The sequence below is a fragment of the Cryobacterium sp. TMT1-62 genome (genome assembly GCF_004403145.1).
In the GTDB taxonomy this organism is placed as follows: domain Bacteria; phylum Actinomycetota; class Actinomycetes; order Actinomycetales; family Microbacteriaceae; genus Cryobacterium; species Cryobacterium sandaracinum.
In genome coordinates this window covers 99,189-125,780 of sequence record NZ_SOGZ01000047.1, presented here as the reverse complement: position 1 = coordinate 125,780, position 26,592 = coordinate 99,189, and the positions used below count along the sequence as shown (strand labels likewise).

Annotated in this window: 22 protein-coding genes; 4 read left to right on the top strand and 18 right to left on the bottom strand. The window is 67.7% G+C overall.

The window, feature by feature from the left end:
- Window positions 1–34 precede the first annotated feature (34 nt).
- The 9 genes from leuA to hrcA form a co-directional block, all read right to left on the bottom strand.
- Window positions 35–1,807: a 2-isopropylmalate synthase gene (leuA, locus tag E3T34_RS14355; protein ID WP_134343374.1), complete on the bottom strand. Its 1,773-nt coding sequence runs from the start codon at window positions 1,805–1,807 to the stop codon at window positions 35–37.
- Between the two features lie 307 nt (window positions 1,808–2,114).
- The gene (era, locus tag E3T34_RS14350; RefSeq protein ID WP_104099992.1) at window positions 2,115–3,017 is read right to left on the bottom strand and encodes a GTPase Era; all 903 of its coding nucleotides are present in this window, start codon (window positions 3,015–3,017) and stop codon (window positions 2,115–2,117) included.
- A complete protein-coding gene (locus E3T34_RS14345; protein WP_134343373.1) occupies window positions 3,010–4,326 on the bottom strand; it encodes a hemolysin family protein in 1,317 nt (438 codons plus the stop codon). Before E3T34_RS14345 ends, era begins: the two co-directional genes overlap by 8 nt.
- Window positions 4,323–4,790, bottom strand: coding sequence for an rRNA maturation RNase YbeY (ybeY, locus tag E3T34_RS14340; protein WP_104099994.1), 468 nt, complete (start codon window positions 4,788–4,790; stop codon window positions 4,323–4,325). Before ybeY ends, E3T34_RS14345 begins: the two co-directional genes overlap by 4 nt.
- Complete coding sequence (locus E3T34_RS14335) at window positions 4,787–5,803, bottom strand: PhoH family protein (RefSeq protein ID WP_134343403.1); 1,017 nt, start codon at window positions 5,801–5,803, stop codon at window positions 4,787–4,789. The genes ybeY and E3T34_RS14335 overlap by 4 nt, the downstream gene beginning before the upstream one ends.
- Before the next feature lie 49 nt (window positions 5,804–5,852).
- A complete protein-coding gene (locus E3T34_RS14330; protein ID WP_104099995.1) occupies window positions 5,853–6,230 on the bottom strand; it encodes an HIT domain-containing protein in 378 nt (125 codons plus the stop codon).
- Between the two features lie 22 nt (window positions 6,231–6,252).
- A complete protein-coding gene (locus E3T34_RS14325) occupies window positions 6,253–6,993 on the bottom strand; it encodes a 16S rRNA (uracil(1498)-N(3))-methyltransferase (protein WP_134343372.1) in 741 nt (246 codons plus the stop codon).
- 6 nt (window positions 6,994–6,999) lie between these two features.
- Window positions 7,000–8,118 (bottom strand): molecular chaperone DnaJ, encoded by a 1,119-nt coding sequence (gene dnaJ, locus E3T34_RS14320; protein ID WP_134343371.1) that lies wholly within the window; start codon window positions 8,116–8,118, stop codon window positions 7,000–7,002.
- Between the two features lie 66 nt (window positions 8,119–8,184).
- Window positions 8,185–9,222: a heat-inducible transcriptional repressor HrcA gene (gene hrcA, locus E3T34_RS14315; RefSeq protein ID WP_104099998.1), complete on the bottom strand. Its 1,038-nt coding sequence runs from the start codon at window positions 9,220–9,222 to the stop codon at window positions 8,185–8,187.
- Window positions 9,223–9,389: 167 nt separating this feature from the next.
- Between hrcA and E3T34_RS14310 the strand changes: the two genes are divergently transcribed.
- A complete protein-coding gene (locus tag E3T34_RS14310) occupies window positions 9,390–9,836 on the top strand; it encodes a DUF4870 domain-containing protein (RefSeq protein ID WP_104169704.1) in 447 nt (148 codons plus the stop codon).
- 36 nt (window positions 9,837–9,872) lie between these two features.
- Complete coding sequence (locus E3T34_RS14305) at window positions 9,873–10,250, top strand: DUF4870 domain-containing protein (RefSeq protein WP_241977423.1); 378 nt, start codon at window positions 9,873–9,875, stop codon at window positions 10,248–10,250.
- Between the two features lie 2 nt (window positions 10,251–10,252).
- On the opposite strand, the gene hemW is transcribed toward E3T34_RS14305, so the two are convergent.
- The 3 genes from hemW to lepA are packed head-to-tail and all read right to left on the bottom strand — an operon-like array spanning window position 10,253 to window position 13,983.
- Window positions 10,253–11,479 carry a radical SAM family heme chaperone HemW gene (hemW, locus tag E3T34_RS14300; RefSeq protein WP_134343370.1) on the bottom strand — a complete coding sequence of 409 codons (1,227 nt, stop codon included), beginning with the start codon at window positions 11,477–11,479 and terminating at the stop codon, window positions 10,253–10,255.
- A 4-nt stretch (window positions 11,480–11,483) separates the two neighbouring features.
- Window positions 11,484–12,131, bottom strand: coding sequence for a DUF1990 family protein (locus E3T34_RS14295; RefSeq protein WP_104100000.1), 648 nt, complete (start codon window positions 12,129–12,131; stop codon window positions 11,484–11,486).
- A 4-nt stretch (window positions 12,132–12,135) separates the two neighbouring features.
- Window positions 12,136–13,983: a translation elongation factor 4 gene (gene lepA / locus E3T34_RS14290; RefSeq protein ID WP_104100001.1), complete on the bottom strand. Its 1,848-nt coding sequence runs from the start codon at window positions 13,981–13,983 to the stop codon at window positions 12,136–12,138.
- Between the two features lie 423 nt (window positions 13,984–14,406).
- On the opposite strand from lepA, the gene E3T34_RS14285 reads away from it, so the two are divergent.
- Window positions 14,407–15,153, top strand: coding sequence for an alpha/beta fold hydrolase (locus E3T34_RS14285; RefSeq protein ID WP_134343369.1), 747 nt, complete (start codon window positions 14,407–14,409; stop codon window positions 15,151–15,153).
- A gap of 118 nt (window positions 15,154–15,271) precedes the next feature.
- Complete coding sequence (rpsT, locus tag E3T34_RS14280) at window positions 15,272–15,535, top strand: 30S ribosomal protein S20 (protein WP_104100003.1); 264 nt, start codon at window positions 15,272–15,274, stop codon at window positions 15,533–15,535.
- Between the two features lie 356 nt (window positions 15,536–15,891).
- On the opposite strand, the gene holA is transcribed toward rpsT, so the two are convergent.
- The 6 genes from holA to E3T34_RS14250 form a co-directional block, all read right to left on the bottom strand.
- Complete coding sequence (holA, locus tag E3T34_RS14275; protein WP_233191251.1) at window positions 15,892–16,935, bottom strand: DNA polymerase III subunit delta; 1,044 nt, start codon at window positions 16,933–16,935, stop codon at window positions 15,892–15,894.
- 41 nt (window positions 16,936–16,976) lie between these two features.
- The gene (locus tag E3T34_RS14270; RefSeq protein ID WP_134343368.1) at window positions 16,977–19,448 is read right to left on the bottom strand and encodes a ComEC/Rec2 family competence protein; all 2,472 of its coding nucleotides are present in this window, start codon (window positions 19,446–19,448) and stop codon (window positions 16,977–16,979) included.
- Window positions 19,449–19,715: 267 nt separating this feature from the next.
- Window positions 19,716–20,435: a helix-hairpin-helix domain-containing protein gene (locus E3T34_RS14265; protein ID WP_134343367.1), complete on the bottom strand. Its 720-nt coding sequence runs from the start codon at window positions 20,433–20,435 to the stop codon at window positions 19,716–19,718.
- A gap of 100 nt (window positions 20,436–20,535) precedes the next feature.
- On the bottom strand, window positions 20,536–23,118 hold the full coding sequence (gene leuS, locus E3T34_RS14260) for a leucine--tRNA ligase (protein ID WP_134343366.1): 2,583 nt from the start codon (window positions 23,116–23,118) through the stop codon (window positions 20,536–20,538).
- 78 nt (window positions 23,119–23,196) lie between these two features.
- The gene (locus tag E3T34_RS14255) at window positions 23,197–24,693 is read right to left on the bottom strand and encodes an anthranilate synthase component I family protein (RefSeq protein ID WP_134343365.1); all 1,497 of its coding nucleotides are present in this window, start codon (window positions 24,691–24,693) and stop codon (window positions 23,197–23,199) included.
- Between the two features lie 285 nt (window positions 24,694–24,978).
- Entirely contained in the window at window positions 24,979–26,490 is a 1,512-nt protein-coding gene (locus E3T34_RS14250; RefSeq protein ID WP_134343364.1) for a M20/M25/M40 family metallo-hydrolase, read from the bottom strand.
- Window positions 26,491–26,592 lie beyond the last annotated feature (102 nt).

Below are 26,592 nucleotides of genomic sequence, written 5' to 3'. Positions count from 1 at the left end.
GCTGAGTTCACGTGCCGGCTGAGGCTACCCGGGGTCAGGCGGTCGCGTCCGCCAGAGACCGCTTGCCGGCCTCGGCGCGGATGCCGCGGTTGACCGCCGACACCACCGACTTGAGCGAGGCGGTCGAGATGTCCGCGTCGATGCCGACGCCCCAGAACCGCGTGCCGTTGACGTCGAGTTCGACGTAGGCCGCGGCGAGGGCGTCGCCGCCTGCCGACATGGCGTGCTCGACGAAGTCGTAGAGGGTGATGGCGATGCCGCGTTCGGCCATCACGCCGAGGAACGCCGCGATCGGGCCGTTGCCCGCGCCGACCGCGCTGGACACGGTCGTGTCGTCGCGCAGGTCAACGGACAGTTCGACCGAACCGGAGAGGTCGCTCGAGGTGCGCGTGGCGTGCAGCTCGAACCGACCCCACTTGGCGTCGGGCGTGGTGTGGCTGGCCGGCAGGTACTCGTCGTTGAAGATCTCCCAGATCTGCTCACTGGTGACCTCGCCGCCCTCCTGGTCGGTCTTGGACTGCACGACGCCGGAGAATTCGATCTGCAGCTTGCGCGGCAGGTCCAGGGCGTGGTCGGTCTTGAGCAGGTAGGCCACGCCGCCCTTGCCGGACTGGGAGTTGACCCGGATCACGGCTTCGTAGCTGCGTCCGAGGTCCTTCGGGTCGATCGGCAGGTATGGGACCGCCCAGAGCAGGTCGTCGACGCCGCAGTCCTGCGTGGCGGCATCCACTGCCATGGCCTCGAAGCCCTTCTTGATGGCGTCCTGGTGCGAGCCGCTGAACGCGGTGAAGACCAGGTCGCCGGCCCAGGGGCTGCGCTCGGGCACAGGCAGCTGGTTGCAGTACTCCGCGGTGCGCTTGACCTCGTCGATGTTGCTGAAGTCGATCTGCGGGTCGATACCCTGGGTGAACAGGTTGACGCCCAACGCCACCAGGTCGACGTTGCCCGTGCGCTCCCCGTTGCCGAACAGGCAGCCTTCGATGCGGTCGGCCCCGGCCAGGTAGCCCAATTCCGCGGCCGCGATGGCTGTGCCGCGGTCGTTGTGCGGGTGCAGGGAGATGAGCACGTTCTCGCGGTGGGCGAGGTGGCGGGACATCCACTCGATGGAGTCGGCGTAGACGTTGGGTGTGGCCATCTCGACGGTCGCGGGCAGGTTGATGATGACCTTGCGCTCCGGCGTGGGCTCGAGGACCTCCAGCACCTGGTTGCAGACGTCGACGGCGAATCCCAGCTCGGTACCGGTGTAGCTCTCCGGGGAGTACTCGTAGTAGACCGTGGTGCCGGGGACGGATGCCTCGGCGGCGCGGCAGAGACGCGCGCCGGCCAACGCGATGTCGATGATGCCCTGCTTGTCTTCGCGGAACACGACCTTGCGCTGCAGCACGCTGGTGGAGTTGTAGAGGTGGACGATGGCCTGCCTGGCGCCCGCGATCGACTCGTAGGTGCGCCGGATCAGGTGCTCGCGCGCCTGGGTGAGCACCTGGATGGTCACGTCGTCTGGAATGGCATTTCCGTCGATCAGGCTGCGCACGAAGTCGAAGTCGGTCTGGCTGGCCGACGGGAAGCCGACCTCGATCTCCTTGTAGCCCATCCGCACGAGCATGTCGAACATGATGCGCTTGCGCTCGGGGCTCATCGGATCGATCAGCGCCTGGTTGCCATCCCGCAGGTCGACGGCGCACCAGCGCGGGGCCGCGGTGATGTGCTTGTCCGGCCAGGTGCGGTCGGGCAGCTCGATCGTGAACTGCTCCTGATACGGGCGATACTTGTGAATCGGCATCCGGGATGCGGTCTGATTGTTTTTCATGATCTGGGATCTCCTCGCGAATGGTGGGTAGCCAACGACGAACTCCGCGACGAGGGAGGCCTCAGATTAGGACTCGTCGCGGCAGCGAAGAAGCAGCTCACCGAAAAACATAAGAGCAGGCTACCACCCTCGGCAGCACCCTCGGCAGCGGATCGGGTCACGCCACCCGATCGCATCCGGCGTTGAACGAATTCGACGGATAATTTCGGGAAATGGCCGGTTTCCGGCTGTCCGAGGCCGATACAGGCAAAAACTCCGTCGAATTCGTTCGGGGTGCTGGCGGTTCGGGGTGCAGGCGGAGTGCCGGCTAGAAACCGAGGCGGCCCAGCTGCTTCGGGTCGCGCTGCCACTCCTTGGCGACCTTGACCCGGAGCGAGAGGAAGACCCGCTTTCCCACCAGCGGTTCGATCTGTTTGCGGGCGCGCACACCAACATCCTTCAACCGGCTGCCGGATTTGCCGATGATGATGCCCTTCTGGCTGTCGCGCTCGACGAACAGGTTCGCGTAGATCTCGACCAGTTCCTGGTCGTCGCGTTCGATGATGTCGTCAATGGTCACGGCGATCGAGTGCGGCAGCTCGTCGGTGACGCCCTCGAGCGCCGCCTCCCGGATGTACTCCGAGATGCGCGACTCGAGGCTCTCGTCGGTGACCGCGTCGGCCGGGTAGAGCGGGGCATCCGACAAGGGCAGCAGGCGCAGCAGCTCTGCGCTGAGGATATCGAGCTGGATGCGGCTGGTCGCCGAGATCGGCACGATCGCCTCCCAGTCACGCAGCTGTGACACGGCGAGGAGCTGGTTGGCGACACTGGTTTTGGAGGACATGTCGATCTTGGTCACGATGGCCACCTTGCGGGCCCGCGGAAAGTTGTCCAGCTGCTCGTTGATGAACCGGTCGCCCGGGCCGATCGGCTCGTTGGCCGGAATGCAGAGGCCCACCACGTCCACGCCGGACAGCGTCGACTGCACGAGGCTGTTCAGTCGTTCGCCCAGCAGGGTGCGCGGCTTGTGGATACCCGGGGTGTCGACCAGAATCAGCTGACCGTTCTTCTGGTGCACGATGCCGCGGATGGCGCGCCGGGTGGTCTGCGGCTTCGACGACGTGATCGCGACCTTCTCCCCGACCAGCGCGTTCGTCAGCGTGGATTTGCCCACGTTGGGGCGTCCCACGAACGACACGAACCCCGCTCGGAATCCTTCTACTTCAGTCATGACCATTCACTCTCTCATCGTCCGACACTCCGAGGAATGCGTTCTGCGCGTCTATCAGCGCTTGGTCTCGTTCAACCAGCACGGTGCTGATCCGTTTGCGGCGGCCTTCGGTGCGTTCGGCGGTGAGCACCAACCCGCTCGCCCTGGCGACCGAGCCCGCCACCGGCAAGCGCCCGAGGGCCTTGGCCAGCAGGCCACCCACCGAATCCACCTCGTCGTCGTCCAGTTCCAGGTCGAACAGTTCACCGAGCTCGTCGACCGGAAGCCGCGCGCTCACCCGGAAGCGACCGTCGCCGAGTACCTCGACCTCCACAACGTCGCGGTCGTACTCGTCGGAGATGTCTCCCACGAGTTCCTCGATCAGGTCTTCAAGGGTAACCAGTCCGGCGATGCCACCATACTCGTCGACAACCATCGCGAGGTGGTTTGACTCGAGCTGCATCTGGCGGAGCAGCGCGTCGGCTTTCTTCGACTCGGGCACGAAGACGGCCGGTCGCTCGAGCTCCCGCACCGTGAGGCTCTCCGCGTTCGGCGGCCGCTCGTAGACGAGCCGGGCCACATCGCGCAGGTACAGGATGCCCGTGACGTCATCCACTTCGCCGTCGATGACCGGCACCCGGGAGAAGCCCTTACTCAGGAACAGGCCCATCGCCGCGCCGATCGATGAGTCCGCTTCGATGGTGACCATGTCGGTGCGCGGAATCATCACCTCGCGCACGACGGTCTCGTTGAACTCGAAGATCGAGTGGATCAGTTCCCGGTCGTCCTCCTCGAGGACGTCGAGCTCGGTGGCCTCGTCGACCATGCTGAGCAGCTGGACCTCCGACGTGAACGTGGCCAGCCGGGTGCGCCCGGGGGTGACCCGGTTGCCGAGGGCGACAAGCGCGTTGGCGATGGGGCCGAGGAGCACCCGGAGGAAGTGCACCAGCGGGGCGGTCGCGGAGAGCAACTCCACGGGGTGGGCCCGGCCCACGCTGCGCGGGCTGGCGCCGACGAGCACGAAGGAGACCGCGGTCATCAGCAGGGAGGACAGTAGCAGTGCCAGCCACAGCTCCTCGATCGTGGTCGCGAAGACGAGGGTCACCAGCACGGCCGCCGTGGTCTCGGCGATGATCCGTACAAAACTGATCGTGTTCAGGTGCGCCCCGGTGTCGGCGGCGATCGCCGTCAGGGAGCGCTTGGCACGGGACTTCTCGGCCAGGTCAAGAATGTCGGCCCGGGATTGGCTCGTGACGGCGGAGTCCACCGCGGCCATCAGGCCGCCGAAGGCGACCAACAGGATGGCCGCCGTGAGAAACCACCCGATCATCGGTCGCGGAGGCGTTCCTGCAGGGCGAAGCCGATCAGGATGTCTCGCTGGATGCCGAACATTTCCTTCTCCTCGGCGGGTTCCACATGGTCGAATCCGAGCAGGTGCAGCACGCCGTGCGTGGTGAGCAGCAGGAGTTCCTCGAGGGCGCTGTGCCCGGCTGTCTCGGCCTGGCCCTGGGCCACCTGCGGGCAGAGCACGATATCGCCGAGCAGCCCCGGCGGGGTCTCGGCGTCTTCGGTGCCCGGGCGCAATTCGTCCATCGGGAAGCTGAGCACGTCGGTGGGGCCCGGCTCATCCATCCATTGCACGTGCAGCTGCTCCATCGCACCCTCGTCGACGAGGACGATCGCCAGTTCGGCGTCAGAGTGCACGTGCATGGAGTCCAGAGCGTAGGCGGCCAGACGCAGGATGGCGGCCTCATCGACCGGGATAGTCGATTCGTTGTTGATTTCGATGCTCAAGAGGATCTCCGTTTCGGAAGGCGGTCGCGGGGAGAGTTGGGGCGGCCGGGTCCGCGACCTGCGAATTCCCGCGCCTGATCGCTTTCGTAGCGCTCGGCCTGCTTCTGCGCGTCGTATGCGGTCCAGGCGTCGACGATCCGGCCGACCAGGGAGTGCCGCACGACGTCGGCACTGCTCAGACGCACGAAACGGATGTCGTCGACCCCGTCGAGCACCCGGCTCACCAAGCGCAGCCCGCTCGAGCCCGCCGGAAGGTCAATCTGAGTGATGTCCCCGGTCACGACCATTTTCGAGCCGAACCCCAACCGGGTGAGGAACATCTTCATCTGTTCGGCAGTGGTGTTCTGCGCCTCATCGAGCACGACAAAGGAGGAGTTGAGCGTGCGGCCGCGCATATAGGCGAGCGGGGCCACCTCGATGGTTCCGGCTGCGAGCAGTTTGGGCACGAGTTCCGGGTCCATCATCTCGTTCAGGGCGTCGTACAGGGGGCGCAGGTACGGGTCGATCTTCTCGGTGAGGCTGCCCGGCAGGAAGCCGAGTCGTTCCCCGGCCTCGACGGCCGGGCGGGTGAGGATGATCCGTTCGACCTCCTTGCGCTGCAGCGCCTGCACGGCCTTGGCCATTGCCAGGTAGGTCTTGCCGGTTCCGGCCGGCCCGATCCCGAACACGATGGTGTCGGTGTCGATGGCGTCCACGTATTCCTTCTGCCCGATGGTCTTGGGGCGGATGCTCTTGCCGCGGGAGCTGAGGATAGCCGGGCCCAGACGTTCGGAAGGGCTCGTGGAACTGTCCGTGTCGAGCATCCGTGAGGAGGTGCTCACCTCGGACTCGGCGAGGTCACGCCCGCCGCGCACCATGAGCAGGAGCTCCTCGATCAGGCGACGCGCCGCCTCGACGTGCTCGGTCTCACCGATCAGGGTGACCTCGTTGCCGCGCACGTGCACGCTGACGCCGGGGTGTTCCTTCTCGACGGCGGCGAGCAGACGGTCGTCGGCGCCGAGCAGGCGCACCATGGCAATGCCGTCGACCGTGATGTGCACCTCGGCCTGGCCCGGCCCGGGCTCACCGGAAACCAAGCGTTCCCTCCCCGAGGGTTCCGCCGGCGGCCTGCGGGGCGAGCAGGTGAGCGTGGACGTGGAAAACGGTCTGCCCGACGCTGGCGCCGGTATTGAACACGAGCCGGAACTGGCCGTTGGACAGCCGGGCCGCCACAGCATCCGCCACCTCGATGAGTTCGGTCAGCAGCCCGGGGTCTCCGGCCGCGAGCTCGACCACGTTGCTGTACTCGGATGTTTTCGGCGTGATGACGACATGCACGGGCGCCTGCGGGGCGATGTCGGTGAAGGCGATGATCCGTTCGGTTTCGGCGACGATGGTCGCCGGGACCTCGCGCGCGGCGATGCGAGTGAAGATGGACGGTTCTTGGCCGGTGGAAGACATATCTCTATCTTAAGCTCACGCGCTACCAGCGGCCGAGCGTCACGTTCAGGATGGAGAGGGCGGCCGGGCCGGCGGTGGAGGTGCGCAGCACATTGTCGCCCAGGCGCACCCGGGTGGCGCCTGCCTGCTCGAGCAGGGTCAGCTCGGCCGGGGAGATGCCGCCCTCGGGTCCGACGACGAGCAGGATATCCCGGTCGTCGGTCGGCGCCGCCTGCGAGGTCAGCCGTTCGCTCGCGGTGGGCTCCAGCAGTAGCATCCGGGTGGTGCCGGCCAGCTCGGCGAGCATTTTGGTGCTCGCCAGTGCCCCGACCGTGGGCAGCCACGCGCGAATCGACTGTTTCGAGGCCTCGCGCACGATGCTGGACCAGCGATCCCGGCCCTTCTTGATTTTGGCTCCCTCCCAGCGCGTCACGGAGCGGGATGCGGCCCACGGGATCACCCCGTCGATGCCGAGCTCCGTGGCCGCCTGCACAGCCAATTCGTCCCGGTCTCCCTTGGCGAGAGCCTGGACCAGACGGATGCGCGGCGTCAGCAGCGCGGTCACGGTCACCGTCTCGACGCGCAGGGTCAGCAGCCTCGCATCTGCGTTAACGACGGTGGCGGCGAGCATGAGCCCGGCCCCGTTCCCGATCTGCAGGCGCTCGCCCGGGCGCACCCGGCTGACGGTGACCGCGTGCCGGGCCTCGGCGCCGCCGATGCCGACGACCGCCCCCGGCACGCAATCGGCGGCGTGGAGCGCCTCATCGATGAAGAAGTGTGCCATCGACGCCTAGCCGCGAAACCGATCGCGCAGCTTGGCGAAAAGTCCCTGCTGAAAGGCGCTGAGGGCAGGAACCGGCGCCTTGTGGCGGGCCGCAAAGGCCTCGATCAGCTCCCGCTCCTTGTGGTCGAGACGGGTCGGCGTGACCACGTGCACGCCGACCTTCAGGTCGCCGCGTCCGTTCCCGCGCAGACGGGTTACGCCGCGGTCCTTGACCGTGATGATCTCGGCGCTCTGCGTGCCCGGCCTGAGCTCGACCTCGATGTCGCCGTCGAGCGCCTTGACGGTCGCGGATCTGCCGAGAATGGCATCCGTCATCGGCACCTCGAGGGTGCAGAGCAGGTCGTCGCCGTCACGGCTGAACACGTCGTGGTGGCGCACCTTCATCTCAAGGTAGAGGTCGCCGTTGGGACCGCCGGCCGGACCAGCCTCGCCGCTGCCGGGCATCTGCAGGCGCAGGCCCGTGTCGACCCCCGCCGGGATGTCGACGGGGACCGTGCGACGCGCTCGCACGCGGCCCTGGCCCTGGCAGGTGACGCAGGGAGTGGCGATGATCGTACCGTAGCCGCGGCAGGAACCGCAGGGGCTGCTCGTCATGACATTGCCGAGCAGCGACCGCACGGCGCGCTGGATGGTGCCGGTGCCGTGGCAGATGTCGCAGGTGACGGGCGCGGTGCCCGGCTGGCAGCACGTGCCGCTGCAGGTCGCGCACATGATGGCCGTGTCGACCTCGAGCTCCCGGTGCGTGCCGAAGATGATCTCATCGAGGTCGAGGTCGACCCGAATCAGGGCATCCTGGCCGCGCTCTCGGCGCGACCGAGGCCCGCGGCTGGGTCCCCCGCCGCCGAAGAAGGTCTCGAAAATGTCGCCGAAGTTGCCGAAGTTGCCGTCGAAACCGGCGCCTCCGCCGCCGCCCGAGCGGCCGTTGCCGCCACGGTCGTAGTTGTCGCGTTGCTTGACGTCGCTGAGCACGTCGTAGGCGTGCGTGACGGATTTGAAGCGCTCGGATGCATCCGCGCCCGGGTTCACGTCGGGGTGCAGCTGCCGGGCCAGCCTGCGGTAGGCCTTCTTGATCTCGTCGGTCGAGGCGTCGCGGGCAACGCCGAGTACTTCGTAATGGTCAGCCAAAGCTGGCTCTCCTAGGTCTGTTCTGAAATGTGGTGTTCCGCCGGCTTCTGGGCCGAGGGGAACTGGTCAATTCTCGCCGAGAAGGCGTGAAAGGTAGCGGGCGACCGCACGGACAGCCGCCATGTTGTTCGAGTAGTCCATCCGAGTGGGGCCGAGTACGCCGAGGCGCGCCAGGTTGCCGCCCTGCGAGGAGTAGCCGCTGGTGAGCACGGATGTCTCGGCCAGACCGAACGGGGCATTCTCCCGGCCGATACTGACGGACACGCCGTGCTGGTCAGAGGCCATCTCGCCGAACAGCCGCAGAAGCACGACCTGTTCCTCGATGGCCTCGAGCACCGGGAAAATGCTGCCGGTGAAGTCTTCCTCAGTGCGCACGAGGTTGGCGGCGCCGGCCATCACGAGCCGGTCCTGCCTGTTCGCGCCGACCTGGTCCCGCAGGGTGCCGGTGATCAGATCCACCGCCTCCTGCTGCTCGATCGGGCCGAGGCCGGAGCCGGCGGTGAGAGAGCTGCCGGTTAGGGTGCTGGCGGCCTCGCTCATGCCGAGCCCGACCAGGGCAGAATTCAACCGGGTGCGCAGTTCGATCAGAACGGGTTCAGCCAGAGGCCGGGGCAGGTCGACGACGCGTTGCTCGACCCGTCCGGCATCCGTGATCAGAACCGACAGGAGGCGAGTCTCGGACAGGGGCACCAGTTCGATGTGGCGCACCTTCGCGCGGGACAGCGACGGATACTGCACCAGGGCGACCTGATGGGTGAGCTGCGAGAGCAGCCGCACGCTGCGGGCCAGCACCTCGTCAAGGTCGGCCGACTGACCGAGGAACGTCTCGATGGCTTGGCGCTGCGCCGCCGAGAGCGGGCGCAGATCGGCGAGATGGTCGACGAACAGGCGGTAACCCTTATCGGTGGGGATGCGGCCCGACGAGGTGTGCGGAGCCGCGATCAACTCTTCCTCTTCGAGCAGGGCCATGTCGTTGCGGATCGTGGCCGCCGAGACCCCGAAGGAATGCCGGTCGACGATAGATTTGGAACCGACGGGTTCGCGGGAGGCTACATAGTCCTGAACGATCACACGCAGGACTTCGAGACTGCGATCGGACACCATGGCGCTCGCCTCCTCCCAGCGTCGCGAGTGCAGCATCGATTGGCACTCGCGGTATGTGACTGCCAATCATACCGCGACCGGCTGGGCTTACCCATTGCTCCCCAATGTTGGGGCGCAGTAACTTAGGCATGTAGCACCTCTTCCCCGGTGCACTGAAAGGCATGATCATGAGTAATTTCACTGGTCCCGGACCCGATGATCCGTACCAGGGCCAACGGCCGCCGCAACCGCCCTACCAGCCTGCCGCCCCGGGACCGTCGGCACCCCTGACGGAGGCGGATGACCGCCAATGGGCGTCCCTCGCACATCTGGGCGGGATCCTCATGTTCGTGCCGTCCCTGGTGCTGTGGCTGCTCTTCAAAGACCGCGGACCTCTGACCAGCGTCGAGGCGAAGGAAGCGCTCAACTTTCAGATCACGCTTCTGATCGGCTACTTCGCGATCAACTTTTTTGCGACGGTTATCGGCTTCCTCACATTCGGCATCGGCGGCGTCATCGGCGGTCTCGCCTGGGTGCTGTACATCCTCGGTGTTGTCTTCTCGGTGCTCGGCTACCTCCAGGCGAAGGACGGCAACCACTACCGGTACCCGTTCGCCCTGCGCCTGATCAAGTAGCCCGGCGCACTCGGTTTTTCTTCAGAAGGAGCACCAATGACCAATTCCACCCCACCGCCGCCCCCCAACCCGAACCAGGCTCCCACCCCGATGAACCCGGCCGACGAAAAACTGTGGGCCACCCTCGTGCACGTCGGCGGCATTCTGTTCTATTTCGTGCCGGCCCTGATCGGCTACATCGTGCTCAAGGACCGCGGCCCGTTCATCCGGGCACACACCGCGACCGCACTGAACTTCCAGCTCACGCTCCTGATCGCCTACGCGGTCGGCGGCGTCCTGACGATCATCCTCGTCGGCTACCTCGTTCTCCTGGCTGCCTCCGTTCTGATGGTCGTGTTCGGCATCATGGCCGCCTTGGCCGCAAACCGGGGCGAGTACTACACGTATCCGCTGTCGATCAAGTTCGTGAACTGAGTTCAGTCGGCAAGCAGGCGGCGCACGACGGCATCCGCCAGGAGGCGTCCTCTGAGGGTCAGTTCGATCGAACCGAAGAGGGCTGCTTTCGCGTCGATGAGTTCGTCGGCGATGAGTCCCGCCACCTCGTGGCGCCTGAGCGGGCTGAGCGAGTCGATGGGGATACCCTCGCGGATTCGGGTGAGCAAGAGCACCCGCTCCACCTCCTGAGTGGCCGCATCGAGGGTCTCCCGCCCGGCAGCCGGTGAGTCGCCGGCGCGAATCCGATCGCCGTAGGCCGACGGATGCTTGACGTTCCACCAGCGCACCCCACCGATGTGGCTGTGGGCTCCGGGCCCCACACCCCACCAGTCCTGGCTGCGCCAGTAGGCGAGGTTGTGGCGCGAGCGGTGCGCGTCATCCGTCGCCCAGTTGCTGACCTCATACCAGCCGTAGCCTGCCGAGGACAGTAGGTCGTCGGCCAGCTCATAGAACTCGGCCTGAACGTCGTCATCGACAGGGGCCAGTTCGCCGCGCTTGATCTGGTGGGCCAGCTTGGTGCCCTCCTCGACGATAAGCGAGTAGGCGCTGACGTGGGTGGGAGCCTGCCGGATGGCGTGCTCGAGGCTGGTGCGCCAATCGACGAGGGTCTCCCCCGGTGTGCCGTAGATCAGGTCGAGGGACACGTCGAGGCCGGCCTCGCGCGCCCACTGGACCACAAGCGGCACGCGCTCGGGGTCGTGGGTGCGCTCGAGGGTGGCCAGCACGCTCGGTACCGCGGACTGCATGCCGAAGGACACCCGGGTGAAGCCGGAGTCGGCGAGGCGGCCGAGGTAAGCGGCGTCGACGGAGTCGGGGTTCGCCTCGGTGGTCACCTCGGCGCCGGGTGCGATCCCCCAGGTGGAGCGCACGGCCTCCAGCATCCGCACCAGGTCGTCGGCCGGGAGCAGGGTGGGGGTGCCGCCGCCGAAGAAGACGGTCGCCGCCTGGCGGGCCGGCACGCCCGACTGAGTCAGGATCCGGCCGGCCGACTGGACCTCGGTGATCGCCTGGCCGGCGTAGTCATGCTGGCTAGCGCCCCGCAACTCGGTGGCGGTATAGGTGTTGAAGTCGCAGTAGCCGCAGCGGACCCGGCAGAACGGCACGTGCAGGTAGACGCCGAAATCGCGCTGGGCTGCTCCCACGGCGGCCGAGGCCGGCAGCAGTCCGTCGCTGGGTGCGGGGTCGCCGAGGGGAAGGGCACTGCCCATGCGGTTAGACCGCGCCGATCGGATGCAGCGCGCGTAGGTACCGAGCGGTGATTTTGGCCTGTTGCCGCCGCACGAACGGCCAGCCCAGCCGGTAGAACCAGTTGCCGGGGCGGGAGAAGGCGCGGATGGTCAGCCAGACCGAGTCGTCCTCGCGTCTGTCGACGATGAACGATTCCTCGCCGCTGGCCGGGTGCCCGGCCATGGTGCCGTACGCGAAGCCGAGGCGGTCGGGTTCATCGATCACGTAGACCACGCGCACGGGGGCATCGATGGTGAAGGGGCCTAACTTGCTCGTGAGGTGCGCGGACATGCCGTTGACGATGTAGGGCGTGCCGTCCTCGGCGAAGACGGCCTCGTCCGGCTCGGGCTTCTGGTCGCGGGCGGCCTGGCCGTCGGCGTCGAAGACGAGTCCCGTGTACTGCTGGCCGGTGCCGTCCAGCAGGTCGGTGACGGTCATTCCGCTCCCCCGCTGCACGCCCCAGGTCATCAGCGACTTCGAGGCCAGCTGGAAGCGCTCCTCACCGCTGCCAAGGCGCACGGTGCGCTCGAGGGGCCGGTAGCCCTTGGGTGGGAACCGGAGCAGGTCCGGGGCGAGGGTGCCGCCGATGGACGCGTAGGTGACGGCGGTATCGGTGAAGGTGGCGCGGCGCATCCGTCTACTTCTTCTTCGGGGGCTCGTCACCGGACAGGGCGGCGATGAACGCCTCCTGGGGAACCTCGACCCGGCCGACCATCTTCATGCGCTTCTTGCCCTCCTTCTGCTTCTCCAGCAGCTTGCGCTTGCGGGAGATGTCGCCGCCGTAGCACTTGGCGAGAACATCCTTGCGGATGGCACTGATGGACTCGCGGGCGATGATGCGGGCGCCGATCGCGGCCTGGATGGGCACGTCGAACTGCTGGCGCGGGATGAGCTTGCGCAGCCTTCCCGTCATCAGCACGCCGTAGTCGTAGGCCTTGTCGCGGTGCACAATCGCGCTGAACGCGTCGACCTGTTCGCCCTGCAGCAGGATGTCGACCTTGACCAGGTCGGCCTCCTGAGAGCCGATGGGTTCGTAGTCGAGCGAGCCGTAGCCGGCGGTGCGGCTCTTGAGATTGTCGAAGAAGTCGAACACGATCTCACCGAGCGGCATCGTGTAGCGGATCTCGACCCGGTCCTCGCCGAGGTAGTCCATGCCGAGCAGGGTGCCGCGGCGGCTCTGGCAGAGTTCCATGATCACGCCGACGTAGTCCTTGGGTGCGAGGATGGCCGCCTTCACGATCGGCTCCTCGACCTTGGCGATCTTCCCGTTCGGGAACTCGCTCGGATTGGTGACCGTGACAGACTTCTTGTCGTCGGTGGTGACCTCGTAGATCACACTGGGCGCCGTGGTGATCAGGTCGAGGCCGAACTCCCGGTCGAGCCGCTCGGTGATGATTTCCAGGTGCAGCAGCCCGAGGAAACCACAGCGGAAACCGAAACCGAGGGCGACGGATGTCTCGGGCTCGTACACGAGGGACGCGTCGGAGAGTTTGAGCTTGTCGAGGGCCTCCCGGAGGGCCGGGTAGTCGCTGCCGTCGATCGGGTAGAGGCCCGAGAAGACCATGGGCTTCGGCTCGGTGTAGCCCGGAAGGGCGACGGTGGCGGGGCGGAGCGCGGTGGTCACCGTGTCGCCGACCTTCGACTGGCGCACATCCTTCACGCCCGTGATCAGGTAGCCGACCTCGCCGACGCCGAGGCCCTTGCTGGTGGTGGGCTCGGGCGAGGTGACGCCGATCTCGAGGATCTCGTGCGTGGCACGGGTCGACATCATCTGGATCTTCTCGCGCGGGCCCAGCTTGCCGTCGATCATGCGCACATAGGTGACGACGCCACGGTAGCTGTCGTAGACCGAGTCGAAGATCATCGCGCGGGCCGGGGCGGCCGGGTCGCCGACCGGGGCCGGGATGAGGCGGGTGGCGCGGTCGAGGAGTTCGGCGACACCGACACCGGTCTTGCCGGAAACCCGGAGCACGTCGTCGGGACTGCCACCGATCAGGCTGGCGAGCTCCTTCGCGTACTTGTCGGGGTCGGCAGCCGGCAGGTCGATCTTGTTCAGCACCGGGATGATGGTGAGGTCGTTCTCCAGCGCCAGGTAGAGGTTGGCGAGGGTCTGCGCCTCGATCCCCTGGGCGGCGTCGACGAGGAGGATTGCTCCCTCGCACGCGGCCAGGCTGCGAGACACCTCGTAGGTGAAGTCCACGTGGCCGGGGGTGTCGATCATGTTCAGGGCGTAGGTCTGCCCGTCGAGTTCCCACGGCATACGAACGGCCTGGCTTTTGATGGTGATGCCGCGCTCGCGCTCGATGTCCATCCGGTCAAGGTATTGGGCGCGCATCGAACGGTCATCGACGACGCCGGTGATCTGCAGCATCCGGTCGGCCAACGTGGACTTGCCGTGGTCGATGTGGGCGATGATGCAGAAATTGCGGATGAACTCGGGCGGGGTGGCGGCCGGTTCAAGCGCCGTGAGGGGTCTCGGTGACATGGTCTGACAATTCTCCCATAGGTGGCTGGGTCCCGGTTTCGCCGTTGCCGCGCATCGTTCCAGGCTTGCGCGCGGGAATGGCCGCGCCCGGCGGCTCGCAGCGAACCACTGCCGTGAACCACTGCCGTGAACCACTGCCGTGGCTCTTCGGCGGGTAGTGTGGCCAATTCAGGAGATCCGACCGGGCGAGGCCGGACATCCGCACCGGTTCCGCACTGGTCCGCGGTGGCCCGGCCACCCGTGCGACGGATGTCCTGAGTTGGCCACAGACGCAGCGCCCGGCCGAGCACTCACCCACGGAAGAGCCAGAAGTGATTGCCGCGAACCGGGTGCTGTCACTGCTGATCTGATGCGGCTACTCCCTGGTGTCTATCATCGGTATCGCCGTCACCCTCTCGTGCGGCTGCTCACCAGGAGGAATGAATGACACCCGCCGTCCCGGTTCTTTTCGTGCACGGGATCCGCACGTCGGGCACCATGTGGCGACGACAGCTGTCCATGCTGGGCGAGGCCGGGCATCCGGCACTCGCGATCGATCTGCCGGGGCACGGCGCCCGCATGGACGAAACGTTCACCGTGGCGGGCGCCCTGGCCGCCATCGACGAGGGCGTCGCTGCTCTGGGCGGCCGGGTGCTGCTGGTCGGCCTCTCCCTCGGCGGCTACTACGCCATCGAGTACGCCGCGCGCCACCCGCAGAAGGTGGCCGGGCTGGTCGCCGCGGGAAGCTGCGCGCTCCCGGCCGGCTGGCTGCTGGACGCCTACCGGGGCCTGGCCCGGCTGATCCGCCGACTGCCCGACCAGGGACTGTGGCTCCACACCACACTCGTGCGGGTGCTCCTCCCATCGGCAGGGGCCGCCGACACGCTCGCCGGCGGTGTGCCGCTGACGGTGATGGATGCCGGGCTCGGCGCCACCGGCAGCCTCCGCCCGCTGGACAGCCTGGCTCGCTATCCCGGCCCGGTGTGGCTGGTCAACGGTTCTCTGGATCAGTTCCGGCTGCATGAGCGCCGCTTCCTCGCCGCCTGCCGGGACGGGCGCCTCGTGATCGTCCCCCGGGCGTCGCACCTCGTCAGCCTGGCCCAACCGGAACGCTTCGCCGCGGTACTGAGCGGCATCCTCACGGAGATTGCGATCGACTGGCCCGGGCCGATTGTCGACCTGAACGAATAGCTGGTATCGTTGCCTGTTGGCTTGCGTGTTGGGTCCCACCCCACACGATTATTGACGTACGGCGCCCTCTACCGCCAAGCGGCCCATCCGAAAAAGAATCTAACGAAAGCGTATAAACGTGGCAAACATCAAGTCGCAGATCAAGCGTATCGGCACCAACAAAAAGGCCCAGGAGCGCAACAAGTCGGTCAAGAGCGAGTTCAAGCGCGCTGTCCGCGCGACGCGCCTGGCGATCGCCTCGGGCGACAAGGACAAGGCTGTTGCCAGCCTCGCCGTTGCTTCGAAAAAGCTCGACAAGGCCGTCAGCAAGGGCGTCATCCACCAGAACCAGGCCGCGAACAAGAAGTCCGCGATCGCCAAGTCGGTCAACGCCCTCGTCTAGTCTGCGCCTGACCGGGATCAGGATCGTTCACCGGCCCTGACCGGCGTACACAACAGCCCCTGCCATCTCGGTGGGGGCTTTCGTGTGTCCGGGCAGAGGCTCGAACCGTCGGGGACCGGTCACCTGAAATTCATCACGGCCAGGCCCGGTCAGGCGCAGCAGCATCGCCCTGACGGCGGTCCTGGCAGCCGTCGCCTCTCTGCCGCTCGCCGCGCTGATCGTGTCGTGCGCGCCGAGTCCGCCCAGGCCCACACCTCTCAGTTCGGACATCAGTCGGCGCGGACCACGGTGAGCGACCCCTCCCTGGCGCGGAGCTCACCGTCGAGGGTAAGGAGGCGCGCGAAAGCCGGGTCTGGTCAGCTCTCACCGCGGCGGGCGATCACACCGATGAGCCGCTCGAGAGCGAAGACGGGGTCGCGCTCGGCACCCTTCACCGCGGCATCCGTTTCGGCCAGCGCCACGACGCAGCGGGCGAGACCCTCGTCGGACCAGCTGCGCAGGTCACGTTGGGCCCGCTCGACCTGCCAGGGGGCGAGGCCGAACTGGGAGGCAAGCTGGGCCGAGCCGCCGCGCACCCCGCAGAGCTTCGCCATGGTGCGGATCTTCATGGCGAACGCGGCCACCACCGGGACCGGGTCGGCGCCGGAGGACAGGGCGTGGCGCAGGATGACGAGCGCCTCCCCCTGATGCCCGGCGATGGCGGCATCGGCTACCTTGAACGCGTTGGCCTCGACCCTACCGCCGTAGTAGCGGTCCACGGTCGTCTCGGTCACTTCGGTGCCGACATCGGCGATGAGCTGCTGGCAGGCCGCGGAGAGTTCGGCCAGATCGCCGGAGAACGCGGCGACCAGGGACCGCAGCGCGCTGGGAGTGACCCGCTTGCCGGCCGTCTTGAATTCCGCGGAGGCGAAGTCGTGCCGGTCGGAGTCTTTCTTCAGCTCGGTGCAGACGACCTCGATGGCGCCGCCGACGCCCGAACGGATGGTGTCGAGCAGCTTCTTGCCGCGCACGCCGCCGCCGTGCCGGAGCACGACGTAGGTGTCCTCGGCCGGGTTCTGCAGGTAGTCCAGGGCCTCCGCGAGGAACGTGTCGCTGCACTTCTCGACGGAGCTGACGCGGATCAGCCGCGGTTCGCCGAAGAGGGACGGGCTGGCCATGGTGAGCAGTTCGCCGGGCGCATAGCTGTCGGCCTGCACGTCGCTGATCTCCAGGCTGGGATCTTCGAGTTTGAGGAAGTCCCGCAGCTGGCGGATCGCGCGTTCGGCCAGGAACACTTCGGTTCCGGAGACCAGGATGATCGGCGCCGGCCGCACCTGGTGCCAGGCCAGCTGCGGGATGGCGGCCGACTTCGGCACAGCGCGGGGCGCGGTCCGGCCGGATGAAGCTGTGCGTGCGGCCACTCGGGGTTCCTTCGATTGAGGCTGTGCGGAATCCATTAAGACTATCCGGGGTCGGTGTCCGGCACGGTCTCGCTCCGCACGGTCTCGCTCCAGACGGTCAGCGCACCACCACCTGGCCCCGGAGCGATCACCAGCAGTCCCTGCTGGTCGGTGCGGAGGGGCAGTGTGCCCGCGGCCGCAAGAATGTCCAGAACCGTGTCGGTGGGATGGCCGTAGCCGTTCTCCCTGCCTACCGAAATCAGCCCCACCGTTGCCCGAAGATCGGCATAGAGCTCCGGGCTTTGGTCTGCCGACCCGTGGTGGGCGACCTTGACGACATCCACCTCGCCCGAGCTGGAGCTGCGCCTGAGCGCGTCCTGGGATTCCTCGCCGAGATCCCCGAGGAACAGGGAACGGATGCCGCGACCGTCGAATCCGATCGTCACGCTCCCCTCGTTTCCGGTCTGCATCACCGCTGAGCCCCGCACCGGCCAGAGGATCTCCCAGCGCAGCTCCCCGAGGGTGCCCGTGTCGCCGCGGGCAGCGCCCCGCAGTTCGGCACCGCCCGCGGCAAGGGCATCGTGCAGTCGCTCATCGTCGGCGTTCTCCGGGATGCCGACCAGCGCCGTGTCGACGCGGCCGATCACGGCGGCGACCCCGCCGATGTGGTCCAGGTCGTAGTGGGTCAGCACGAGGATGTCGATTCGGTCGATCCCCAGCGTGTCGAGGCAGTCGGCGAGCAGGGCCGGGTCGGGCCCCACGTCGACGAGCGCGTACCGGTCGCGGTCGCGCACGACGACCGCATCACCCTGCCCGATGTCGCAGGCCGCGATCTGCCAGTCCGCGGGGAAGGCCACGGCCCGGCCGACGCCTGCCCCGATCAGGCTGCCCGCGTAGCTTCCGGCGGCGAGAACCAGCACCGCGATCGCCGCGATCGGCCAGCGCGCCCGAACCTGCCCCCGGCCCCGCATCACCAGCGCCACCGCGGCCACCGTCAGTAGAACGGTCACGAGAACACCGAGCGGGCCGCCCAGCCAGGGTAGGCGGCTGCCGGGCAGCTCTGCGGATGTTCGGGCGATCGCCGCGATCCAGGCGGCCGGCAGCCAGGCCAGGTAGAGCACTCCCCCGGCGACACCGGGCAGCCAGGGCAAGAGCATGCACGCGATCAGACCGATGACGGTGGCGGCCGGGGCTGCCGGACCGGCCAGCAGATTCGCGGGCACCCCGTAGAGCGGGAGGGTGGGAGTGAGCAGAACGAGCACCGGCTGACAGGCCAGCTGCGCGGCCAGCGGGATGGCGATCACGGCGGCGAGCCAGGTGGGCAGCCACCGATGCAGCATTCGGGTCAGCGGCCCGGCCAGCACGAGTAGGCCGGCCGTGGCCAGAACCGACAAAGCGAACCCGTAACTGCGGGCCAGCCATGGGTCGGCCGCCAGCAGTAGGATCACGACGAGTGCGAGCAACGGCACACCTCGGCCCGGCCGACCGGAGGCAATCCCGAGCAGCAGGATCGTCGCCATCAGAGCGGCACGCAGCACACTGGGTTCGGGCGTCACGAGCACCACGAACCCGAGCAGGGTGAGGAGCGAGATCGCGATCCGGATGCCGCGGCGCAGTCCCAGAAACCCGGTCAGCAGCATGACGCCCGCGATCACCACGGCGCAGTTCGCTCCAGACACTGCCGTGAGGTGGCTGAGCGAACTCGTCTTCATGGCCGCGTCGAGGTCTGACTCGACCGAGCTCGTGTCACCAATGGCCAAGCCGGGCAGCAGGTCACCGCCGTCACCGGGCAGATCGCCCGCGGCGGTCGTGAACAGGGTGCGCAGTTCCCCGGCCCAGCCGAGCCACCAGGGTGGTGTCACGAGGAGCTCGGGCGGACCACGCCCAAACACCAGGGCGGATGCCGCATCCCCGGCCGCCGTGAGCCGAAGGGTGGCGTCCAGCCGCACGACACTGCCGATCTGAAGCGCGGTCGCCTGTCCGCTCGCAGTCTCCGCGAACACGACCACCGGAACCGACAGACCCCGCCCAGCACCCTTCCGGGCGACCTCGCCCTGCTCGATCCCGGTCAGGGTGCCGCGGAAGCGCACCCGGGCGGACGCTCCGGAGTCAGAGCCAGCCGGGCCGAAGAGTGCGGGAGCACCGAACGACTGGGTCTGCACCGGGATTGACGCCACCGTGAGGAGCACGGTCACTGACTCCTGCCGGGCGGCGCTCTCCCGCACGGTTTCCGGCAGCCGCCCGGGCGCAGCGACCGTGACCGCGGATGCCATCAGCGCGGCCGCAGCGCAACAGACCAGGCCGACACCCCAGGCCGACACCCCCCGGGCGCGGACCAGTCGACGCGCCACAACCAGACCCACGCCCAGTGCGGCGGCCCATAACGCGGCCTGAGCGCCGGGTGCCCACCCGGGGAAGGCGATGAGCAACCAGGCCGCCAGCCAGGCGGTCGCCGCGGGGAAAACCAGGCGCAGGTCGAGCCCGGTCATGCCGTGATCCGGGCGGCGAGCTACGATGTCGCGCGTAAAATCCATACCGGGAGGCTAGGTGCGCCCGCGGCTCCCCCCGGTGGCCACCGGAATCTGTGCCCGGTTGACGCGGGACCGGGGGTGTGGAGGCGTGCCCGGTGACCTCGCCACCGGTCCGCGGCGACGGAGCGGCTCGTCAAAAACGACACGCTTCAGCCCGCGAGCAGGCCGCCGACAGCGCCCATTGCCGCCAGTCGGTCAGTTTTCAAGCACCGGATACGCTCGCCGCACCGATGCGTCAGGACTTCAGGCACCCTCCGTTCACGGCCACTCTCACACGGTGATCAGGGCTTTGAGCCCCTCGAACGTCTTCTCACCGATACCGGTGACATTGCGCAGGTCCTCGACGGCCGCGAACGGCCCGTTGGCGTCGCGGAAGTCCAGAATGCGCTGGGCCATGGCCGGGCCGATGCGCGGCAGAGTGTCGAGGTCGGCCAGGCTGGCCGTGTTGAGGTTGACCAGGACCGCCGGGCCGCCGCCTCCTGGGTCGGATGCGCCGCCGAGGGATGCACCGCTGCCCGGCGGCGGTCCCGCGGGGACTTCGCCGAGCTGAGGCAGGTAGAGCTGCTCGCCGTCGCTGACCTTGCGAGCGAGATTGGTGCCGGCCGGATCGGCGGTCTCGGTCAGCCCGCCGGCGGCGGCCACGGCATCCATCACCCGGGCGCCGGTGGAGAGTTCGAAGAGACCGGGACGCCGCACGGCGCCGAGCACATGAACGAAGATGAGGGCACCGGATGCCGAGGCTACCCCCGAGGAACTCGGGTCCGGGCCGCTGTCGGCTCCACCGGAACCCGAACCCGCGGTCGGGTGCGCCGGGGACACCACCTGGTGCCCGGCCTGCTGACCGAGCGCGGACACGATTACCGCGGTGGCCAACGCCAATATCAACAGCAGGACGGCTGCGCCCACCCCGATGCGCACGCGCGCAGGGGCGCGCCCCTGCGCGCTCGGGGCCAGGCGGTCGAGTGCCGCGATTACCGGGTCAGGCTCCATCCCCGCAGGCTAAGCCGACGGGTGCCGGTCCCCCAGCGGACGGCCGTACACTGTGGTCGGCGCCGCGAGATGCCGCCTTGGGGAGGCGAGGCAGGCGGTGCTACTGGCCGCGGGTGACGATGCTGACGAGTTTCGGCGCGCGCACGATCACGTTCATGATCTCGCGGTCACCGATCCGGCGGATGACCTCGGCCGAGGTACGTGCGAGGCGTTCCAGCTCGTCACCGGAGATCTTCGGGGACACCTCGATGCGGTCGCGCACCTTGCCGTCGACCTGCACGACGGCCGTGACCGACTCCTCCACGAGCAGGGTTCGGTCGGCCTTGCGCCACTGCACGAGAGCGACACACGGCTCATGGCCGAGGAGCTGCCACATATCCTCGGCCGCGTACGGAGCAAACAGGTTGAGCACCATGGCGGTGACCTCCGCGGCCTCGCGCACCGCGGCATCCGCGGGGCCGACGCCGGTGTCGATCACCTTGCGGGTGGCGTTGACGAGTTCCATCAGTCGGGCGACGACCACGTTGAACTTGAACGATTCGACCAGGCCGGGCGCATCGGCTAGGAAGCGGTGGGTGACCCGGCGGAGACCGGCGTCGCCGGACCTCCAATCGATGTCGGCCGTACTCGTGACGTCGCGGGCGACGCGCCAGGCGCGGGCCAGAAACTTGGCGGAGCCGACCGGCGAGACATCCGCCCAGTCGATATCGTCTTCCGGCGGTCCGGCGAAAGCCATGGTGAGCCGTACCGCGTCGACGCCGAACTGGTCGACCTCCTCGGTGAAGTAGACCAGGTTGCCCTTGCTCTTGGACATCTTGGCCCCGTCAAGAATGACCATGCCCTGGTTCAGCAGAGCCGTGAACGGCTCGGTGAAGCTGACATAGCCGAGGTCGAAAAGCACCTTGGTCATGAAGCGCGCGTAGAGCAGGTGCAGGATGGCGTGCTCGACGCCACCGACATACTGGTCGACGGGCGCCCACTTCTCGGCTTCCTTCGGGTCGAACGCCTTCGTGTCGTCGGTGGGGTTCAGGAAGCGCAGGAAATACCAGGAGCTGTCGACGAAGGTGTCCATGGTGTCCGCGTCGCGGCGTGCGGGGGTGCCGTCGATCGGGTTGGGCACGTTGACCCAGTCGGCCGCGCCGCCCAGCGGCGACGTGCCCTTGGGCTTGAGGTCGAGGCCGTCGGTGGGCGGTAGCAACACGGGAAGCTGGTCTTCCGGCACGGGGATCTCGGCGCCATCCTGGCCGTGGATGATCGGAATCGGCGTGCCCCAGTAGCGCTGACGGGAGATGAGCCAGTCACGCAGACGGTAGTTCTTGGCGGCGCGGCCGGTACCGTCGGCGGCCAACTGCTCGATCATGCGCTTGATCGCGGTGTTCTTGCTAAGGCCGTTGAGCGCGCCCGAGTTTATCAGGCGGCCTTCCCCGGTCAGTGCGATGCCAGTGCGAGCCGGGTCGAGGGAGGTGAGCTCCTCGGTGCCGTCGATCATGTCCTGCGTGATCACGGGGATCATGCCGGTGACCGCGGCGGTCGTGTCGACGACCACGACCACGGGCAGGTCGAAACGGCGGGCGAAGTCGAGGTCGCGCTGGTCGTGGGCCGGCACCGCCATCACGGCACCGTGGCCGTAGTCGGCGAGCACGTAGTCCGCGGCCCAGATCGGCAGGCGTTCGCCGTTGGCCGGGTTGACCGCGTAGCGCTCGAGAAACACGCCGGTCTTCTCCCGGTCGGTTGCCTGACGCTCGATCTCGGTGCTGTTCTGAACCTGTACCAGGTATTCCTGGAACCGTTCCTTGACGGTGGGCGAGGCATCCGCGACCAGCTCGACGGCGAGGTCCGCGTCGGGGGCGACGACCATGAAGGTCGCGCCGTAGAGGGTGTCGGGGCGGGTCGTGAAGACGCTGATGCGCTCCTCGCGGCCTTCGATCACGAAGTCCACGTCGGCGCCGATGGAGCGGCCGATCCAGTTGCGCTGCATGTTGAGCACCTTCGCCGGCCAGGTGCCCTCGAGCTGGTTCAGGTCGTCAAGCAGGCGGTCCGCATAGTCGGTGATCTTGAAGTACCACTGGGTGAGCTTCTTCTTGACCACCACGGCGCCGCTGCGCTCCGAGGTGCCGTCGGCGAGCACCTGCTCGTTGGCGAGGACGGTCTGGTCTACCGGGTCCCAGTTCACCCAGCTGTCCTTGCGGTAGGCGAGGCCCTTCTTGTACAGCTGCAAGAACAGCCACTGGTTCCACTTGTAGTATTCGGGGTCGCTGGTGTGCAGCTCGCGGGACCAGTCGAAGGATGCCGCGTAGAGCTTCATGCTCTTCTTCTGCTGCGCAATGTTGTCGTAGGTCCAGCCGCGCGGGTCGATGCCGCGCTTGATCGCGGCGTTCTCCGCGGGCAGCCCGAAGGAGTCCCAGCCGATGGGGTGTAGCACGTTGAAGCCCTGCTGACGCCAGTACCGGGCGACGATGTCGCCGAGCGCGTAGACCTCGGCGTGGCCCATGTGCAGGTCGCCGGAGGGATACGGGAACATGTCGAGCACGTACTTGCGCGGACGAACGTCGTCGGGATCGTTCGTGCGGAAGGGGTCGAGCTCTTCCCAGATCGGCTGCCACTTCGCCTGGATGGCGGCGAAATCGTAAACTTTTTCTTCGCTGTCCTGGCCGGTGCGGGTGTGGTCGTACTCGTGTGCCACGTGACTCTCTTCGTTGCAGTGGGGATTGCGCCAGCAGGCACAGGGCCGCGCGGAGGCGGCGTCCAAGCTCTTAGGTTACTAAACCTGGCCCTGGCCCGTGGCGGCTCCGGATCGAGGAACGCCGAGGACGGCCAGGAGCGCCGCCGCTTTCAGCCGGGTTTCCTCGATCTCCTCCAGCGGATCGGACAGCGCCGTGATGCCGCCGCCCGTGCCGATGGAGGCCCCGTCCGGACTGAGCACGATGCTGCGGATGACCATGGCCAGGTCGACCGCGCCGTTTCGCCCCAGATAGCCGAAGGCCCCGGCGTAGAGCCCGCGCGGTCCGCACTCGAGGGCGTCGAGGATGGTCATCGCACTGATCTTGGGTGCCCCGGTCATGGACCCGGCGGGGAAGCAGGACGCAACGGCATCCACCCCGGTCAGCCCCGCGGCCAGGCGCGCCTCGACCGTGCTGACCAGCTGGTGCACGTGCGCGTAACTCTCCACGGCGAGCAGGTTCGTGACCTGCACGCTGCCGAGCTCGGCGATCCGGCCGAGGTCGTTGCGCATCAGGTCGACGATCATCAGGTTCTCGGCGCGCTCTTTGTCGCTGCCCTCGAGCTCGTCGCGGAGCTCGCGGTCCCGGTCGGCCATCCGGGAGCGCGCCCGAGTGCCCTTGATCGGCTTCGTGGTGATCAGGCCGCCCGGGGTCACGGTCAGGAACTGTTCCGGGGAGGCGCTGAGCAGGGCGGTGTCCCCGAAACGCAGCAGCCCGCCGTGGTGGCTGGGGCTGCCGGCGCGCAACGCCAGGTAGGCGTCGACCGGATGCGGCCGCACGTCGACCAGGATCTCGTTGGTGAGGCAGAGCTGGTAGGCGTCACCGGCCCGGATGAACGCCTGGCATTCCTCGATCAGCTCGGCGTAGTGGTGCACGTCGTGCCGCCACCGGGCTGCGCCGGCAGCGGCAACGGGGCCGGCAGCGGGGCCGACAGGCCACGTGACCGGCCGGGTCGCGGATGCTGCGGGCGGCGGCTCCGACGTGGCGAGAGCCTTGAGCACGGCATCGGCCCACACCTGCGGGGCATCCATCGCGTCGCCGGAAGCGCGGCGAGCGAGCGCCCTGACCGTGCGTGCCGCGTGATCGAACACCAGCACTTGGTGCACCTCGAGCAGGGCGGCATCCGGGTAGTGGGAGTCGTGCACGGGCGTGCCGAGGGTCTGGGCGCCGAGTTCGTAACCGAGCCAGCCCACCCAGCCCAGCCGAAAGCCGCCGGTATCGTCGGTGCCGGTATCCTCGGTGGAATCGTCGGGGAAGCCGGCCGGCTCCGCTCGCAGGAACTCGAAGATCGTCCCGGGTGAGAGGTGGCCCGGCACGGACGGATCGCCGGCGACCGAGACCGTCACGGTCCCCTCCGGCACCGAGGCGGTGACGAACCGGGACTCGGGCGACGCAGACCCAAGATAGCTGAGGCCGGTTTCGGCGCCGTTGCCGGCATCCAACCAGAACGCGTACGGGCTGTTGCGGTAGAGGGTGTCGAAGACGCGGGCCGGATCCCACCACTCGGGCAGGAGGATGCTCTGAGTCGGCCCGGTCACACTCCCAGCCTAGGTGCCCAGATTCTCCCCGGAGTGCAGCGATCTGCCGCCCCGGCCGCACGCTTGCCGAACTCGGTGCCGTGTCTCGAACGAATTCGACGGAGATTCTCCGGAAAACGGCTTTTCCCGTGTGTCTGCGCCCGATCCGGGCAAAATCTCCGTCGAATTCGTTCGGACCCACTCATCTGGGTGCCGGGACCGCACCCACGACCCCACCGGGGACGCAGTGGGGACGCCGCCCGCGGGCGGCGTCCCCACCTTTCTCCGTCAGGTGCTGCAGCGTGGCTACTTCACAGCGAGGCTGCCCTTGAACTGGAGCCCCGTCGAGCCGGAGCCGCCGCCCCTGGTCGTGCCGTTGACCGCGGAGGTGGTCTCGCCGAACGTCATCGTCGTGTGGGCGATGGCATCGGCCATCTGCTCCAGCACCTCCGCATTGATGTTCGTGATGTCGTCGCATGCGGCGTGGTAGCAGGCATCGTACGGTGCGCCGGCGACGCCACCGTAGGTGACCGCCTCAGCCTCCGTCATCAGGTCTTCCGCACCGGTGAAGAGCCCGCCGGCGGGAATGCCGTTCTCGATGAACCCGAAGTAGTCGGACCGACCGTCGAACTCGGTGGGTTCTACGGCCAGCCCCTGCGAGGCGAAGTAGTCCAGGAAGACCTTCTCGACCAGCGCCGACCCGTTCGGGCCGGTGGTGCCGAAGGACGAGCCGTCACCGTCGTAGACGAAGCGCACAAAGTTCGGCGACGCGACCATGTCGAAGTTCAGGTTGACGGCATGCGCCTTGATCTGGCGTTTCGTCAGCTGTGACACGTAGTACTCGGAGCCGACCAGTCCATCCTCCTCACTGCCCCAAAACGCGAACCGCACCCGGTTGGTGGGTGCGTTGCCGGAGGCGGCGAGCTGGATGGCGGTTTCCAGGATGGCGGCGCTGCCGCTGCCGTTGTCGTTGATTCCCGCGCCCTCGGCGACGGAGTCGAGGTGCGCTCCGGCCACGACCGTACGGTCCGCGCGACCGGCCGAATCGGCCAGGATGTTGAAGGATTCAGTGACGGTGACCTCAGCATCCACGGCCAGCCGCACGGTCGGGGCAGGCTGCCCGGCCAGAGCCGCGCCGAGCGCGAAGGTCGTTCCGATGACCGGAACGGCGGTCTGCGGGGCGTCCAGAGTGCCGTTGACGATACCGAGGCGGTCGTCGGCGTTGCCTTGGTTGAAGATGATCACGCCGGCGGCGCCGGCCGCGATCGCATTGTCGGCCTTGACCCGGAAGGTGCAGGTGCCGCGTTGGATCAGGGCGACGTTCCCGGCCGTGAAGCCCGCGAAGTCCGCGGCTTCACAGCCGCTGGTCGAGGCCCGGTCGCCGACCAGGTTGATGTCGACCGCCTGTACCGCCGCCGAGACCGTGCCGGAGCCGGAGTAGCTCATCGTGGCAAAGTCGGTGCCGGCAGCGTAGGTGGTGGGGGTGGGCGTGAACTGCGCGAACGACTCCGCGTTCAGCACGAACTGCTCATAGGAGTAGGCCTGACGGATCGGCGTGTAGCCCGCGGCCTTGAGCCGCTCTTCGACGTAGACGGCGGATGCCTCGTACCCCGGCGTGCCGGACGCACGCGTGCCGCCGTTGGCGTCCGCGATCTCCTGGAACTTCTCCAGGTGGTCGATGATTCCGGCTGCCGTAACGGCTTCGCGCAGCGCGCCGGTGTCCGTTCCGTTATCGGCGTAGGCGGGCAGCCCGACGCTGACCGACAGGGCCACGGCCGTGCCGATGGCGGCGAGACGTATATTCCGATTCTGTTTCATGAGGGTCCCTCAGACTGGATCGAACGTGGGCCGGTCGTCCTTGAGCGGCCCTGCAGTGACGCTAGCGTATCCCCCAGTCGCGGGGCAAGGGCAGGTCCCCAG

What these genes read in the sequence shown, in the direction of transcription:
- leuA (WP_134343374.1), bottom strand. Translation starts at nt 1,807, where the DNA reads ATGAAAAACAATCAGACCGCATCCCGGATGCCGATTCACAAGTATCGC.
- era (WP_104099992.1), bottom strand. Translation starts at nt 3,017, where the DNA reads ATGACTGAAGTAGAAGGATTCCGAGCGGGGTTCGTGTCGTTCGTGGGA.
- E3T34_RS14345 (WP_134343373.1), bottom strand. Translation starts at nt 4,326, where the DNA reads ATGATCGGGTGGTTTCTCACGGCGGCCATCCTGTTGGTCGCCTTCGGC.
- E3T34_RS14335 (WP_134343403.1), bottom strand. Translation starts at nt 5,803, where the DNA reads ATGGTGCGCCTGCTCGGCGCCGACGACCGTCTGCTCGCCGCCGTCGAG.
- E3T34_RS14330 (WP_104099995.1), bottom strand. Translation starts at nt 6,230, where the DNA reads ATGTCTTCCACCGGCCAAGAACCGTCCATCTTCACTCGCATCGCCGCG.
- E3T34_RS14325 (WP_134343372.1), bottom strand. Translation starts at nt 6,993, where the DNA reads ATGGCACACTTCTTCATCGATGAGGCGCTCCACGCCGCCGATTGCGTG.
- hrcA (WP_104099998.1), bottom strand. Translation starts at nt 9,222, where the DNA reads ATGGTGTCCGATCGCAGTCTCGAAGTCCTGCGTGTGATCGTTCAGGAC.
- E3T34_RS14310 (WP_104169704.1), top strand. Translation starts at nt 9,390, where the DNA reads ATGAGTAATTTCACTGGTCCCGGACCCGATGATCCGTACCAGGGCCAA.
- E3T34_RS14305 (WP_241977423.1), top strand. Translation starts at nt 9,873, where the DNA reads ATGACCAATTCCACCCCACCGCCGCCCCCCAACCCGAACCAGGCTCCC.
- hemW (WP_134343370.1), bottom strand. Translation starts at nt 11,479, where the DNA reads ATGGGCAGTGCCCTTCCCCTCGGCGACCCCGCACCCAGCGACGGACTG.
- E3T34_RS14295 (WP_104100000.1), bottom strand. Translation starts at nt 12,131, where the DNA reads ATGCGCCGCGCCACCTTCACCGATACCGCCGTCACCTACGCGTCCATC.
- lepA (WP_104100001.1), bottom strand. Translation starts at nt 13,983, where the DNA reads ATGTCACCGAGACCCCTCACGGCGCTTGAACCGGCCGCCACCCCGCCC.
- E3T34_RS14285 (WP_134343369.1), top strand. Translation starts at nt 14,407, where the DNA reads ATGACACCCGCCGTCCCGGTTCTTTTCGTGCACGGGATCCGCACGTCG.
- E3T34_RS14270 (WP_134343368.1), bottom strand. Translation starts at nt 19,448, where the DNA reads ATGGATTTTACGCGCGACATCGTAGCTCGCCGCCCGGATCACGGCATG.
- E3T34_RS14265 (WP_134343367.1), bottom strand. Translation starts at nt 20,435, where the DNA reads ATGGAGCCTGACCCGGTAATCGCGGCACTCGACCGCCTGGCCCCGAGC.
- E3T34_RS14250 (WP_134343364.1), bottom strand. Translation starts at nt 26,490, where the DNA reads ATGAAACAGAATCGGAATATACGTCTCGCCGCCATCGGCACGGCCGTG.